This window comes from Yimella sp. NH-Cas1 (assembly GCF_022359705.1).
In the GTDB taxonomy this organism is placed as follows: Bacteria; Actinomycetota; Actinomycetes; order Actinomycetales; family Dermatophilaceae; genus Yimella; species Yimella lutea.
Map to the genome: position 1 here is coordinate 3,031,763 of NZ_JAKSGG010000003.1, position 15,580 is coordinate 3,047,342.

Consider the following 15,580-nt stretch of genomic DNA (forward strand, 5'->3'; position numbering starts at 1 on the left):
GTGAGAAGTACTTCCGAGCCCCGTAAGACACGACTGTGACCCTCACCGATGTTCAGCTGGACGGTAAGAAGACCGCCAAGCCGCTAGGCGTCCGCAAGACCGCGGCGGCACGGGGAGCGACGCCTACATGGTGACGGACGTCGTCTTTCAACTGAAGGATGTCGTCTTTCTACTGAAGTATGAAGAAAGCCCGTTGAAGATGCAATGACCGGAAGCGCGACCGGCACGGTGGACGCTAACTCTTCCGATGACGCTCCCAGGACGTGGTCGCAGAAGGGACTCACCGGCACGGTCACCGACTGACCACAGCTGCGTCTCTCAGGGGGTCCGAGGTACTAACAAGCGCCCGCGCCGCAGTCCTCCCGCCGGGAGGTGCAGCGCTGATCGAGGCGCCCCCTTCCAGATCTTGTGCGCTTCGTTTGCGTCGCGCGGCACCGGTCGCAGTCGTCGGCGTGGGGATCGACATCATCCGCCACCCGAACCCCGACCGCCTGTCGGTGCCGTCGCGTAACCTCACGCGAAGACGTGAAAGGGGTACGGGTGACCGACAACAAAGCGGCGACGAAGCGCTCGCTCGTGCTCGGCGCGTACCCCGCCATCCAGTGCCCCGTCCGCACGCATTACGACTTCGATCCTTCGATGGTCGGTGCGCCGATCCCGATCTCGCCCGAACTGCAGGACATCCTCGACGCCGGCAACGCGTTCGAGGCCGAGTTGTTCGATCGAATCACGGCGGATGCACCGGAGCGCTTCCACGTCGTCGAACCCGACACGTACTACCGGGACGCGGTCGACCAGACGCTCGATGCGATGGAGCGCGGCGTCGAGATCATCGTGCGCGGTGCACTCCCTGAAGACAGCGAGGGTCACCGGTCCGGGCGCCCAGATCTGCTGATCCGACACGGCAATTCGTGGCCCGCCACCTACCTTCCCGGGGATGTGAAGCTGCACAAGTTCCTGTCGGCGATGAAGTCCAACAGCAGAAACACCTACGCCGTCACGGTCGCGCCGGCGAGCAACCCGCAGCAGCGCTCGTCGCTCGCCGACGCGCGTCCGCGCCCCGCCCGGTTGGAGCCCGACGCGCTCCAACTCGTCCACTACACCCGCATGTTGGAGACCATCGGCCGCCACCCCGGTCCCGACCACTACGAAGCCTTCCTCGTCTCCGGCGACGACTGGGCGATGTGGGGGCTGAACGAGGTGCACGGCACCTGGATCGCGCTCGACGAACCCGCCTTCACCACCTACTCGCGCAGCGAGGGCACCAAGACCCGCAGCGCGCTCGAACGCTATGACCACGAGTTCGGGTTCCGGCTGGCCGTCGCGCAGAACGCTGCCACCGGCAACGACTCGCTCGTCGTCCCGATCTACACCTCCGAGTGCGACAACTGCCCCTGGTACGCGGTCTGCGGGCCGGTGTTCGACGCCGACCCCACCACCTCGTTCACCTCCTGGCGCCCGACCCTGCGCGAGTGGCTCGCGCTGCGCACCCTCGGCGTCCACACCGTCGACCAGCTCGCCGCGCTCGAACTCACCCCCGAATGGCTTGAGAGCTACCAGGCCGAAACCGGTGACCGCACGAAGAACGCCGGCAAGCGCATCGCGCTCACCATCGAGAAGGCGAAGATCGCCGTCGCCGGTCACGCGCTCGCTTTTCGCACCGACGTCGTGCTCCCGCCGAGTGCCGACGTCGAGATCGATCTCGACATGGAGAACGACACCGACAACCGGGTGTTCCTCTGGGGTGCCCGGCTGCGGCGTGGGGGCGAGTCGAGTTTCCACATCTTTGTCGAGTGGGACCACCTGAGCGATGAGTCCGAGTTGGCGCTCGCGAACCAGCTCACCGACTGGCTTGCGCAACAACGTGATTCGGCGCTCGCGAACGGCGAGACGATCCGGGTCTTCCACCACGGACCCGTCGAACGACAACGCCTCACCAACATCCAGGGCAAGTCCGCCGTCCAGGACACGGGTATCGAGTTTGTCGACACCTGCGCATGGGCCGAGAAGCACCTCATTTCCGCCGCCGGCCACGGACTCAAACCGCTCGCCGTCGCCCTCGGGTTCGCCTGGCGAGACGACGACCCCGGCGGACGCAACTGTCAGCTGTGGCTGGATGAGTCCCGTGCCACCACCGACCCGCAGCTGCGCCGGATCCTGCGCGACCGCGTCCTGGCCTACAACGAGGACGACACCGCCGCCACCGCCTGGATCCGCGACCACGCGCCCGGCTTGCCGACCCTCGCCTCGCTGGAGACCGAATGACCGGCATCCACGTGCACCGCAGCGACCGGCCGCAGGAACTCGCAGCCGGTCTCGCCACGATGCTCGCCGACAACCCCGCGGACGTCTTCAGTTCCGAGGTCGTCGTCGTGCCCGCGCGAGGTGTGGAGCGCTGGCTCACCCAGCAGCTGTCGCACACGCTGGGATCGGTCGCCGGCGATGACGGCATCTGCGCGGGACTGGAGATTCTCACCCCTTCGTCGCTCGTCGGGTTGCTGCTCGATCGCGACCGGGACGACCCGTGGTCGGCCGACCGGCTCGTCTGGACCACGCTGGACGCCATCGACGAGTTGTGTGGCACGCCCGGGTTCGAGGCCATCACTCGTCACCTCGGTGCCGGCCCGGAGATCGTCGCAGACCCCGCCGCCGAGTGGGACCGCAAGGCACGTCGGGCACGCCGGTACGTCGTTGCTCGGCGCATCGCCGGGCTCTTTGCTGCGTACCACCGGGATCGTCCGCAGATGCTCGGCGAATGGGAATCCGGTTCGAAAACAGACGGATACGGGTCGTCTTTGGCGGACGATCTGATGTGGCAGCCGCCGTTGTGGCGGCGCGTCGTCGAGCTGACCCTGGACGCGCACGGGCTCGATGAGTCGGTCACCGGACGGCACCAGCGGGTCGTTGCGGGTTTGCGGGACGGTTCGTTGCCGTTGGAGTTGCCGGAGCGGTTGTCGTTCTTCGGGTACACCCGGTTGGCGCGGGCTGAGCGGGAGTTGATCCACGCACTGGGTTCGCAGCGGGAGTTGCACCTGTGGTTGCCGCATCCGTCGCCGGCTTTGTGGGACGCGATCGGGTCCCTGGGTTTCGGCGCGTCCGATTCCTCCCGCTGGATGAGCCGTACTGATGAGCTTGCGAATCCGTACGCGCCGAAACCGAGGTCCGAGGACGAGACCGCTCTCGTTGCGGAGAACCCGTTGTTGGCGACGCTCGGACGCGATGTTCGTGAGTTGCAGCAGACGCTCGTGAGCATGGGGCCGGTGGTTCATGAGCCGTTGTCGTCGGGTTCGTCCGCCGGTTCGCGGTTGGCGTCGATGCAGGCGGATGTGCGTGGGAACACGGCTCCGGCCTCAGTGCTGCGTGATGTTCCGGTGGTCTCGGCGCGCGGGACTTCCTTCGTCAGTCCCGCGGCTCAACCAGCGGAACACGGTGGGCGCGCGCCGTCGCCGCTGGTTGAGCCTGGGCGCGGCGACGAAGGAGCAGCGTCCAGTGCCGAAACCAAGGCACGCTTCACGGACAACTCGCTCCAGGTGCACTCGTGCCACGGCCGCCCCCGCCAGGTCGAAGTACTCCGCGAAGTGCTCACCTGGTTGCTCGCCGAGGGCAAGGGCGACCTGCAACCGCGCGACATCCTGGTCATGTGCCCCGACATCGAGGCCTTCGCACCGCTGCTGCGTGCCACCTTCGGACTCAGCAACGTCTCCTCGATCACCGTGCCCGACCACGACGTCCACCCCGGCCAACGACTGCGCCTGCAACTGGCCGACCGGTCGCCCGGCGCCACCAACCCGCTGTACGACCTCGCCCGACGCGTCGTCGCGATCGTCGCCGGCCGGATGACCGCGTCCGAGGTGCTCGACCTCGCCGGCCACGAGTCCGTCCGCCGCCGTTTCGGGTTCGACGACGACTCACTCAGCCGCATCGCCGCCTGGGTCGAGGACGCCGACGTCCGTTGGGGATTCGACGAACTGCACCGCCGCGAGTACGGACTGCGCGGCTTCGACGCACACACCTGGACCCCTGCCCTCGACCGCATCGCCCTCGGGGTCGCGATCAGCGCGGACGCCGACGGTCCGGACGCGATCGGTGCCCCGGTCGACGACATCGGCAGCCGCGACATCGAGGTCGCCGGACGCTTCCTCGAGCTCATGGAGCGCATCAAACGTGCCGCCGACGACGTGCGCGGACGCGGCGAACACCTCACCTCCACCGACGGCAACGTGCAGACCGCGCAGTGGATGAACTGGTTGAAGGACATCGTCCACGGTCTCGCGGATGTGCCGCTCGACGACCGCTGGCAGCTGTCGCAGATCGACCGCGAACTCGACACCATCGCCGCCTCGGCCGGCGAGGTTCCGTTGCGGCTCAGCGACATTCGCACGCTCCTCGACCAGCGCTGGGCGGGCCGTCCGACCCGCGCCAACTTCCGCACCGGCGCGATCACCGTCTGCTCGATGGTGCCGATGCGTTCGGTGCCGCACAAGGCCGTCGTCGTGCTCGGCCTCGACGACGGCGTCTACCCGCGCTCACCCGTGGTCGACGGTGACGACGTGCTCGCCCGCCGACCGTTCGTGGGGGAGCGCGACCCGCGCAGCGAGGACCGCCAACTCCTGCTCGACGCCGTCATGGCCGCCGACGACTACTTCGTCGCGATCTACTCCGGCGCCAACGAACACAACGGTGCCCGGCGCCCACCGGCCGTCCCGCTGCAGGAGCTCATCGCGGTTGCCACTCGCACCGGGGGCGGCGACAACTCCTTCGTGCACCTGCACCCGTTGCAGGCGTTCGACGAACGCAACTTCACAGCAGCGTCCCCGCTGCCCGGCGGCACCTTCGACCGATCCGCGCTCGCCGGCGCGAAGGCACTGCGCCGATTCCGTCACGACCAACCGCCACAGGCACCGTTCCTGTCCGGACTTCTCCCGGCTCGCCCGCTCGACGCCGTCACCGTCGACGAACTCACCGGGTTCCTGCACAACCCCGCCCGCGACTTCCTGCGCAGCCGCCTGGGCATCTTCGTGCCGCGCGAAGCCGACCCCGTCGACGACGCCGTCCCGATCGCCCTCGACGGCCTGCAGACCTGGGCCATCGGCGAACGCATGCTGCAACAGATGGTGCAGGGCGCGACCCTGGACGAGGTCATGCAGCGCGAGAACCGCCGTTCGAGCTTCCCGCCCGGTGCCCTCGGCGACAAGGCGCGCAAGGATGTCCAGGGTGAACTCGCCACGATCACAAAGCATTTGCACCGGCCGGACGACGTGCCACCGCGCTCGGTCGACGTTCGCCTTGACCTGCCTGGGACGGGCGGTCCAGGCTCGGTGCGGCTCACCGGTGTCGTCGGCGGCGTGCACGGCGACGAACTGCGCGTGCACACCTTCTCCCGCATCGGTCCCAAGCAGCTGATCAGCGGCTGGGTGCGACTGCTCGCGCTGGCCGCCGTCGAACCTGACCGCACCCACCACGCCACCCTGCAGGGCAAGCGGGGCAGCGTCCGTCTGAGATCGCCTGGGGCACAAGAAGCTTCGATACTGCTGGCCGATCTCGTCGAACTGCGCGGCAAGGGACTGCAGTACCCGATGACCGTCCCGCCCAGGACCGCGCACGCGTTCGTCCGCGGCAACCGCGTCAAGCTGTTGAACGGTGACGACAACCTGCTGCTGCACTTCGCGAGCACCGAATGGGAAGGCGACAAGATCCCCGGCGAGAACACCGACCCGTACTGGGTGAAGATCCTCGGCCGTGGCGCCCCGATCCAACAGATCGAGATGCTCGGTCTGCGGCAGTTCTCCGCCCGCATCTGGCTGCCGGTCCTCACCCACCAGGAGGACGCGTGAGCACCGACACCTTCGAAATCACCGGCCCCCTGCCCGAAGGCACCACGCTCATCGAGGCGTCCGCCGGCACCGGCAAGACCTGGACGGTGGCCGCCCTCGCGACCAGGTACGTCGTCGAGCAGGGCATGCCGATCGACAAACTGCTCATCGTCACCTTCAGCCGCGCCGCCAGCCAGGAGCTGCGCGAGCGCGTGCGGGCCCGGCTGGAGGAGACCCTTGCCGAACTCGAGTCGTCCGCCCCGACCGAAGACCCGCTCGTCGAGCACCTGCGTGACTGTGCACCAGCGGAATTGGCGCTGCGTGTGCGACGGCTGCGGACGGCGGTCGCCGACTTCGATACCGCCACGATCGCGACCATCCACCAGTTCTGCCACTACGTGCTGCGCGGACTCGGTGTCGCCGGCGACTCCGACCCGGGCGCGACCCTCGCCGAAGACCTCGAACAACTGCAGAGCGACGTCATCGACGACCTCTTTCTCGCCGACCACCTGCGCGCGGTGCCCGGCACCCCTGACTACGCGATCGCCCGCAAGGACGCCCGCCACGCCCTCACCAACTCCGGTGCCGAACTGCACCCGACGGACGCGTCCGGCCCGCTCGGAGTGCGCATGGACCTGGTGCGACGGGTGCGGGAGGAGTTCGAGAGGCGAAAGCGGCGCGCGGCCGTGCTCTCCTACGACGACCTGCTCGAACAACTCGCCGACGCCCTTGAGGACGAGAGCGGTCCGGCGCGGCGGAGGATGCGCGACCGCTGGTCGGTGGTGCTGGTGGATGAGTTCCAGGACACCGATCCCGTTCAGTGGCAGGTGTTCTCCCGTGCCTTCGCGTGTGAGGGCATCTCGCTGCTGCTCATCGGCGACCCGAAGCAGGCGATCTACGCCTTCCGCGGTGGCGACATCCACACCTATCTGCAGGCCGCCGACACCGCCGACCGGCGCACCTCGCTGCCCACCAACTACCGCAGCGACGAACCCCTCGTCCGTTCGCTGCAGACCCTGATGAACGGGGTCGCGTTGTCCGAGGGCATCGTCGTCCACCCGGTCACCGCGCACCACAAGACGCATCGACTCAGCGGTTCGCCGGACGACACCCCGGTGCGGCTGCGCACCTGGCCGCTCATCGACGGCGAACGCCAGCCGTCCATCGGTGACGTGCGCCGGCAGGTCTACCCCGACGTCGCGGACGACATCGCGCGGCTGCTCGCGTCCGGTGCCGAGCTCGACGGACGGCCCGTGCAGCCACAGGACATCGCGGTGCTCTGCCACGTCGGCAGCGACCTCGCCGGGATCCGGGAAGAGTTGCGCCGCAGGGGAATTGCGTCGGTGCTGGTTTCCGGCACGTCCGTGCTGCGGACGCCCGCTGCCGAGGCCTGGCTCGAACTGCTGATGGCGCTCGAACAACCCCACCGCCGCGACCGGGTCGGTCTCGCAGCACTCACCCCGTTCATCGGCTGGACCGCCGAACAACTCGACAGCGCCGACGAAGCCGAAATCGAAACCGTTGCGGCACAGATCCGTTCGTTGATCACCGCATTCCATCGTGGGGGAGTCGCGGCTGTGTTGGACGTCGCGCGCAGCCAAGGGCTGGCCGAGCGCGTCCTGGGTCAGGTCGGCGGCGAACGAGACCTCACCGACATCGAGCACTGTGCCCAGGTGCTGCACGAGCAGGTGCTGCAGGGCATGACCGGGTTGCCGTCGTTGATCGCGTGGATGATGAAACAGAGCGCGGACGACGCTGCCACGCCTGCGGATTCGAGGACCATGCGCCTCGACTCCGACGCGCTCGCCGTCACGCTCTCGACGATCCACAGCAGCAAGGGACTGCAGTACCCGATCGTGTACGCGCCCTTCCTGTTCAACAACTGGCTGTCCGACAAGGAGCACGCGGTTGTTGTGCACCGCGACGGCCAACGCATCCTGTCCTACGACCGCGCCGACCTCAACGGTTCCGAGCGTCGCGCCGACGACCTCGGCGAACACATGCGCCTGGCGTACGTCGCGATGACCCGTGCCCAGTCTCAGCTGGTGCTGTGGTGGGCGCCGACCTACAACAGCAAGGACGCCGGCCTCCACCGCCTCCTCTTCGGCCAAGCCCCCACCCCCGAAGCCCTCGACCAGTTGCTGCGGTCGCGGACACACGGCAACGCCGCCGAACCACACGCTGGTCGAGTAGGTGGGAGCCCGGACAACGCCGACGAACCGGACGCTGGTCGAGTAGGTGCGAGCCCCCAGGGCGAGCGCCGCGATCGAGACCATGGCGACGATCACGAAGACTCTCCCGACGACCTCACCGGGTCTCGATCGCGCTCGATCGATAACCCTGCCTCGCTACTCGACCAGCGTGCGGTGATCACGCTGCTCGACCCGATCGACAAGCACTCCATCGCCACGAACCAGCGCTTCCTGCAGACCTGGGCCGACCACGGCGCGTTCAGCCTCGAAGTCATCGGTAGCGGCACGACGCAGCCGGCACCCCCGGTCGAGCCGTCGACCGAACGCCTGACGGCCCGCTGGTTCGATGACTCGATCATCGACCGGGACTGGCGCCGCGCGTCCTACTCCTCGCTTGCTGCAGCGGGTGAGGCGGCTGCCGAAGCCGCGGGCGAACTATCCGAACCCGAGGACGGTGCCGTCGGACGCATCGACGAGGAGGTCATCGTCGTTCCCGGTGGTTTCGGCGCGGGCGACTTCCTTCGTCAGTCGCCCGGCTCAACCAGCGGGAACGCGGGCGACCACACCACACCACTCATCGACGTGCCGAAACCCGGTGACGCGAACACCGAACCCTCGCCGATGGCCGACCTTCCCGTCGGGGCGACCTTCGGCTCGCTCGTCCACGCTGTCCTCGAACATGCCGACCTCCAGGCCCGCGACCTGCGCGCAACCCTGCTCGAGAACGTCCGCGAACAACTCGTCTTCTGGCCCGTCGACCTCGTCCCCGAGGCACTCGTCGACGCGATGGAGGCGGTCTGCACCACGCCGATGGGTCCCGAACCTGATGCCCCTCGACTGGTCGACATTGCGAAGACCGACCGGTTCTGCGAGATGGACTTCGAGATGCCCCTCGCCGGCGGCGACCGTCCGCACGCGCGTCCGGTGCTGCGCGAGATGGCCGAGGTTCTGCGCACACACCTCTGCGACGACGATCCATTGATCGACTTCGCGGACGCACTGGCCGGCGAGGCGTACGGCGACCAGACCCTGCTCGGTTACCTCACCGGATCGGTCGACCTCACCTTCCGGCACGACGGACGGTTCTACATCGTCGACTACAAGACCAACTGGCTCGGCGAACCCGGCGAACCGCTGACCCTCGCCGACTACGAACCCGCCCGCCTGAACGCGGCGATGGGCCACTCCTCCTACCCGCTGCAGGCGATCCTGTATTCGATTGTGCTGCATCGGTATTTGCGATGGCGGCTGCCCGGATACGACCCGGGCGAGCACTTCGGCGGCGTGATGTACCTGTACGTGCGCGGCATGGCCGGCCCCGACACCCCGGTGGTCGACGGTGGACGCTGCGGCGTCTTCACCTGGCACCCACCGACGGCCATCCTCGACGACCTGTCGAAGGTGCTTGACGGAGGTGAGCGATGACCGACGCCGCACTCAGTCTCAACGCCCAGGGACGCCTGGCCACACTGAACGAAGCGGGCATCCTTGACGGCAGCGACTGCCTCGTGGCCGCGCGGGTCTGTGCCGCGGTGGGGGAGGAGCCGACCTCGGACGCCGCCCTCGCCTTCGCGTTCGCGGTGCGGGCGGTACGTGACGGTTCGACCGCGCTCGACCTGTCGGACGTCGCCGGCTGGACCGCCGCCGTCGATGTCGACGAAATCGAGCAGGACGCGGAGACCGCACAGGGTCTCGTCGATCTGCCGTCACCTGAGGACTGGCTGCGCACCCTTCAAGCCAGTCCACTTGTGCAGCAACGGATCCTGCGCATCGACCTCGGTCTGGTCTACCTGGATCGGTACCTCGCCGACGAGTTGCTCATTGCCTCCGCGCTGACCGACCGCGTGCCCGAACACCTGCCGCCGGTCGACCTGTCCGTCGTCGAGGAGAGCATCGGCAAGGGCGATCTCAACAAGGAGCAGCAAACCGCGGTTCGCTCAGTCGCGACCCGCCCGGTCACCGTGCTGACCGGTGGGCCCGGCATGGGCAAGACCCACGCGATCGGCCAGATCCTCACCGCCCTGCTAGCCGCGTCCGACGGCCAACTACGCATCGGACTCGCTGCGCCCACCGGCAAGGCCGCCGCCCGCATGAACCAGTCGCTCGGCGCCACGCTTGATGGTGACAGCGCGATCAAGCCGGCGGTGACGCTGCACCGACTGCTCGGTCCGCTGCCCGGCACGAACCTGCGCTTCCGTCACGGAGCACACGACCCGCTCCCACACGACGTCGTCGTGGTCGACGAGGCCTCGATGGTCTCGCTCAACCTGATGGCCCGCCTGGTCGAATCGCTCTCACCCACAACGCGACTGCTGCTGGTCGGCGACCCCGACCAGCTCGCGTCCGTCGAAGCAGGGTCCGTGCTGGCGGACGTCGTGGCCGGACTGGACGCGTCCGGCGCCGTCGTCCGGCTCGTGCAGGACTATCGCATGGGCGACGACCGCGCCCGCCTCGCCGCAGCCTTCCGCACCGGCGTGCCGGAGCAGGTGGCCGAGGCGATCGACCAGGCGAAGTCCGGCGTGCAATTGATCGAGACCGACACCCCCTCGCTCGAACTCATCCCGCGCGTGGCCCAACACGCCCTGAAGCTGCGCGAACTCGCTGCCGCCGGGGACGCCGACGCAGCCGTCGAACAACTCGGACGTCTGCGTCTGCTGTGCGCCCACCGCCACGGACCCTTCGGCGCGAGCCACTGGAACCGTCTGGTCGAGATGGAACTCGCCAAGCACGCGCCCGACATCCGCTCGCACCAGATGTACGTCGGCCGCCCGATCCTGATCACCCGCAACGACCACGGGCTCGGCCTCAACAACGGCGACGCCGGTGTCATCGTCCAGACACCCGACGGCACCCGTGCGGTCATCGAGACCGGCCACGGACGCGAGTCGTTCCCGCCGTGGCTGCTGTCGGAGGTCGAGACCATGCACGCGATGACCGTGCACAAGGCGCAGGGCAGCCAGGCCGCCGAGATCATTGTTCTCGTCCCGCCGGTCGAGTCGCGACTGCTGACCAGGGAGATGCTCTACACCGCCGTCACCCGGCCGCAGGAACACCTGACGATGGTCGGCACCCGCGAAGCGATCGCCCTCGCCGTCGACACCCCCGTCCGCCGTACCTCCGGCCTACGTCAACGCCTGTCGAGCTGACCCCGATCCGAGGCGACTCCAAGTGCACGAGGGCACGCCGTATACGGAGTGCCCTCGTGCATTTCGGATCCTCTCGGCAACGTCGCCCCTCGAGTTCGCTGATTTGTTTGCACATACGGGCACCGCGCGGGACTCTTACTGCGGGTAGTCGGTGCGGGGAGGAACAAATTTGATGCACACATCATCGAAGCGTCGTTTTGCGACGCTGGTAGTCACAGCGGTCACGGCCTTCGGGATGAGTGCAACGGCGGCGCCTGCGAGCCACGCAGATCCGAGCGAGCGCACGTCCCAGACGGTTGCTGCGCAGAAGCCCGCGTCGAAGGCGCCGCAGAAAAAGACAACGCGCGAGGTGCGCGGTGCGCCCGTCGACACCACGCCGAAGACGGTCACCCAGCCGGACGGCAGCAAGGTCACGATCCAGCGCAACGGCGACCGGCTGCGCAACTGGACCTCGACCATCAAGGGCAACGCCACGGTCGTCAAGGACCGGCAGGGGTACTGGCGGTACGCGTCCGGACTCGACAGCAAGGGCCAGCCCAAGGCCGGTTCGAAGAAGGCGGCCGCGTCCGCAGCGGTGCCGCAGGAGTCGGTCGGGTTGACCCCGACCCAGGACCTGCAGGAAGCGGCAACGGTTCAGCAGCCGCTGGGCTTCACCGGCACACAGCGCACGTTGGTGATCCTGGCCCAGTTCTCCGACCGGTCTTCGCTCGGTACGACTGCAGCACAGTGGAGTTCGAAGTTCTTCGGAGGCACGGGCAGCGTTCGCTCGTTCTACAAGGGCGCCAGCTTCAACAAGCTCGACGTGGCGCCGGCTCAGGAGTCGAGCGGTGCGGCGAACGACGGAGTGGTCGGGTGGGTGACCCTGCCGATGAGCCACCCGGACAGCACCCGCACCAACGCCGGCGACCGGAAGGTCGCTGCAGCGGCGATCACGGCAGCTGACCCCTACATCGACTACGCGTCCTACGACACCAACGGCGACGGCGCGATCCAACCCAACGAACTGCACGTCACTGTGATTGCCGCCGGCTACGAAGGCTCGGTCGGCAACCCCTGTGGAGTGAGCGTCTGGGGTCATCAGTGGTCCGTTCCGGTGAGCATGACGCAGCCCGTCGACGGCACCTACGTCGGTACGAACGGCTACACCGAGTTCGGTGAGATGCACTGCGAGAAGGAGTACCCGACGCAGTCGCGCATGGCGACCATCGGGATCATGGCGCACGAGTTCGGTCACGACCTCGGCTGGGTCGACCTCTACGACATCAGCCAGAAGAGCGAAGGCCTCGGCATCTGGAGCCTCATGGCGGGCGGCTCGTGGGGCACGAAGCCCGGGGGAATGCCGGGTGACACCCCGACCCTCCCGGACGCGTACAGCAAGTACCTGCAGGGATGGATCGCACCGACTGCAGTCAACTCACTGGCCAATGTTTCTGTGCCACAGGCGAGTACGAACCCGAGCGCGTTCCGGTTGCTCGCGGATCCGGACGGTCCCGGCGTCGGCTCGAAGGGTGAGTACTTCCTCGTCGAGAACCGGCAGCAGTCCGGTCTCGACGGCGGCCTGCCCGGCTGTGGCTTGCTGGTCTACCACGTGAAGGAGGCCTACCAGGACAACGTCCGAACCCCGTACGGCCAACTCATCGACATCGAGGAGGCGGACGGCGACGAGGACTACTTCTCCTCACCCGGTGATCCCTTCCACGGTCTCGCGGGCCGAACGAGCTTCAACGCAACCTCGGTGCCGAACTCCAAGGCCTACAACGGCCAGGACGCAGGAGTGCGGGTCACGACGACCAGCGGCTGCTCGACGTCCATGCCGGCCACGATGGCCGCGACCGGCACGGTCTCGATCACCCCGCCCGCGAACGACACTTTCGCGTCGGCGAAAGCACTCTCGCCGGCAACCGCGGGCACCTGGAAACAGGGCACGGTGGACGCGTCCATCCAGGCCGGTGAGCCTCGTCACGCGGACGCCGTCGGCGGAAACTCGGTGTGGTTCAACTGGACTGCCCCGTCGGCCGGCAAGCTGACCGTTGCCACGGCCAACACGACGTTCGACTCGACGCTGGCCGTCTACACGGGAGCTGCGGTGAACGCGCTGACCCGGATTGCTGCGAACGACGACGTGGACGCGGCCAACCATGTGCTCACCAGCAAGCTCAGCAACGTCCCGGTGACCGCCGGCACGACCTACCGGATCGCCGTGGACTCCTGGTACGGCGCGCCGGGTGCTTTGGATCTGCAATGGAGCTTCACGCCGGCGGCGACGTCGTCGTTCGTGTCGTTGGCTCCGTCGCGGACCCTGGACACGCGGTACGGCACGGGCGCGCCGAAGGCGGTTGTGCCGGCAAACGGGAAGGTCGATCTGCAGGTGACCGGTCGGGGTGGTGTGCCGGCGAATGCGTCGTCGGTGGTGTTGAACGTGACTGCTGTGAGTCCGAAGGCGAACGGGTGGGTGACGGTGTGGCCTGCCGGTGCGACCAAGCCGACCGCGTCGAACCTCAATTTTGTCACCGGACAGACCGTTCCGAACCTCGTCATCGCCAAGGTCGGCAACGGTGGCAAGGTGTCGCTCTCGACCTCGGCGGGCACCCACCTGCTGGCGGACGTGGCCGGGTATTACCCGACGGGCAGTGCGTACGCGGGTGTGAATCCGACGCGGGTGATGGACACCAGGTATGGCACGGGCGCGCCGAAGGTTCGGATTCCAGCCGGTGGGTCGGTGACCATCGCGGTCGGCGGCACCCATGGTGTGTCGGCGACGGCATCGGCGGCGATATTGAACATCACGTCGGTGAACCCGTCGGCTGCCGGGACGGTGACTGCGTTCCCGGCGGGTGTGGCGACCCCGGCGGCGACGTCGATCAGTTTCCGCAAGGGGCAGACCATCGCCGGTCTGGGCATCGTGAAGCTGGGGACGGGTGGAAAGGTGACGCTGCGGTCGACCGCGAGTACCGATCTGGTGGTCGATCTGAACGGTTGGGTGCCGGCGGGTGCGGACACGGTTGCGTTCACGCCGACGAGGTTGCTCGGTTCCCGGGCCACCGCCGCCGGCAACGCGTTCCAGGTGAAGGTCGCCGGCGTTGCCGGTGTCCCGTCGAACGCGAAGGCGGTTCAGGTGACGGTGACGTCGGTGAACCCGTCGCAGTCGGGGTATTTGACGGCGTGGCCGACCGGGGTTGCTCGTCCGACGGTGTCGAACCTGAACTACACCCCGGGTGGGTCGATCTCGAACTCGGCGATCGTGAAGGTCGGTACCGGGGGGACGATCACCGTGTTCGCGTCCGGCAAGACTCCGGTCACGATCGACACGTCGGCGTACTTCAAGTGACCTGCCCGACAGTCCGGTATCACCCCTTGGTGCAGGCCGGCGGCGACTCCAGGATGCCTCTTCGAGCAGGTCGCGAAGCCGTTGCTGGAGAAGCTGCGCGCCCGGTGACCCAAGCCTTGAAACTCGCGTGACGTGTGGTCGTCTTCAACCCTTGAAACGAACACACGTCATGCGGATTCGGGCGTGGATCAGTCGTCGGACTTCTTCTCCTTCGAGACCCCGCCGCTCGCGACGTCATTGGTGTCGCCGCCGTCGTCCTGCTGCGCTCCCGGCCCACCGTCCTGCTGGTCGACCTCGGCCTTGTGCTCTTCCGGCTTCCCGTTCTGTTCGCTCATGCTTCGACGCTACGCGCCACCGCCCGCCCGGTGGCGACCTGCGAGGAGGAAGATGTCGGCATGCCCCGTTCCACGAAGATCATCGACCGCTTCGAGGGGCGCATCCTCGGCGCCGGATCGACCAGCGGCGTCCGGGTGGTGGTCGGCGATTGGTCGCACTCGCCGCTCGGTGCGTTCACCGATGTCATGGTGGCGGACGCGTCCGGTCGCCGCTTCCTGCTCGCACCGAATGAAGCCGTCGCTCAGTATGTTTCGCAGACCTACAACTTCGACGAGACCGTGCTGTGTGATGTCCACTTGACGCAGGGCTGGACGGTCGACGCCGGCCCGCTCCGGGCGTCCTTCGGCCTGGGAAAGCGCACCCCGACAGGCTGGCTTCTGCATGCCGTGCCGCAACGGATTGCCAGCAGCAGGCCGCTTGCTGTTCTCGCCGACCCGGTCGCCCGCATCGTCCACCCCGGCGTGCGCACCGTCGGTACCGCCGGCAACGGACGCCGGGAGTATTACGGGGCGCTCGACCAGCACGCAGTGACTCGCCTCACGGGCACCTGGCACGAAGAGGCGCTCGGAGCGCTCACTCGGGTCACGCCCAACCCGGCCTTCGGTTTCAGCTCCACGCCCCAACTCCCTGCCGTGACGCGGGTCGTGACCACGATCGTCCGCGAACGCTGAATCTTTCCCGTTTCGTACGTTCCGCCGGGCGTTTGCTACCGTCCGTTCGCCTTTGGTCGGCTCTTCTGATCGCCCCAGAGCCCGTCTCATGCTG

At 67.7% G+C, this 15,580-nt stretch carries 7 protein-coding genes; 6 read left to right on the plus strand and 1 reads right to left on the minus strand.

Annotation, left to right across the window (positions count from 1 at the left end; all coding sequences use genetic code 11):
• The first annotated feature begins 540 nt into the window (after window positions 1–540).
• From MF407_RS15995 to MF407_RS15015, 5 genes are all read left to right on the plus strand, one after another.
• The gene (locus MF407_RS15995) at window positions 541–2,265 is read left to right on the plus strand and encodes a TM0106 family RecB-like putative nuclease (protein ID WP_239702783.1); all 1,725 of its coding nucleotides are present in this window, start codon (window positions 541–543) and stop codon (window positions 2,263–2,265) included.
• Window positions 2,262–5,834, plus strand: a complete 3,573-nt coding sequence (gene recC / locus MF407_RS15000) for an exodeoxyribonuclease V subunit gamma (RefSeq protein WP_239702784.1) — start codon at window positions 2,262–2,264, stop codon at window positions 5,832–5,834. The genes MF407_RS15995 and recC overlap by 4 nt, the downstream gene beginning before the upstream one ends.
• Window positions 5,831–9,430, plus strand: a complete 3,600-nt coding sequence (locus MF407_RS15005) for a UvrD-helicase domain-containing protein (RefSeq protein WP_239702785.1) — start codon at window positions 5,831–5,833, stop codon at window positions 9,428–9,430. Before recC ends, MF407_RS15005 begins: the two co-directional genes overlap by 4 nt.
• Window positions 9,427–11,151: an exodeoxyribonuclease V subunit alpha gene (recD, locus tag MF407_RS15010; RefSeq protein ID WP_239702786.1), complete on the plus strand. Its 1,725-nt coding sequence runs from the start codon at window positions 9,427–9,429 to the stop codon at window positions 11,149–11,151. The genes MF407_RS15005 and recD overlap by 4 nt, the downstream gene beginning before the upstream one ends.
• Window positions 11,152–11,386: 235 nt before the next feature.
• Window positions 11,387–14,479 (plus strand): M6 family metalloprotease domain-containing protein, encoded by a 3,093-nt coding sequence (locus MF407_RS15015; protein ID WP_239702787.1) that lies wholly within the window; start codon window positions 11,387–11,389, stop codon window positions 14,477–14,479.
• Between the two features lie 188 nt (window positions 14,480–14,667).
• Here MF407_RS15015 and MF407_RS15020 read toward each other — a convergent pair whose 3' ends face one another.
• The gene (locus tag MF407_RS15020) at window positions 14,668–14,814 is read right to left on the minus strand and encodes a hypothetical protein (protein WP_168990275.1); all 147 of its coding nucleotides are present in this window, start codon (window positions 14,812–14,814) and stop codon (window positions 14,668–14,670) included.
• A gap of 60 nt (window positions 14,815–14,874) precedes the next feature.
• Here MF407_RS15020 and MF407_RS15025 point away from each other — a divergent pair, with 60 nt between their 5' ends.
• The gene (locus MF407_RS15025; protein ID WP_141927218.1) at window positions 14,875–15,486 is read left to right on the plus strand and encodes a hypothetical protein; all 612 of its coding nucleotides are present in this window, start codon (window positions 14,875–14,877) and stop codon (window positions 15,484–15,486) included.
• Window positions 15,487–15,580: the final 94 nt, after the last annotated feature.

Bases quoted from the DNA above. Each gene is read 5' to 3' on its own strand.
- recC (WP_239702784.1), top strand. From the start codon at position 2,262: ATGACCGGCATCCACGTGCACCGCAGCGACCGGCCGCAGGAACTCGCA.
- recD (WP_239702786.1), top strand. From the start codon at position 9,427: ATGACCGACGCCGCACTCAGTCTCAACGCCCAGGGACGCCTGGCCACA.
- MF407_RS15015 (WP_239702787.1), top strand. From the start codon at position 11,387: ATGAGTGCAACGGCGGCGCCTGCGAGCCACGCAGATCCGAGCGAGCGC.
- MF407_RS15020 (WP_168990275.1), bottom strand. From the start codon at position 14,814: ATGAGCGAACAGAACGGGAAGCCGGAAGAGCACAAGGCCGAGGTCGAC.
- MF407_RS15025 (WP_141927218.1), top strand. From the start codon at position 14,875: ATGCCCCGTTCCACGAAGATCATCGACCGCTTCGAGGGGCGCATCCTC.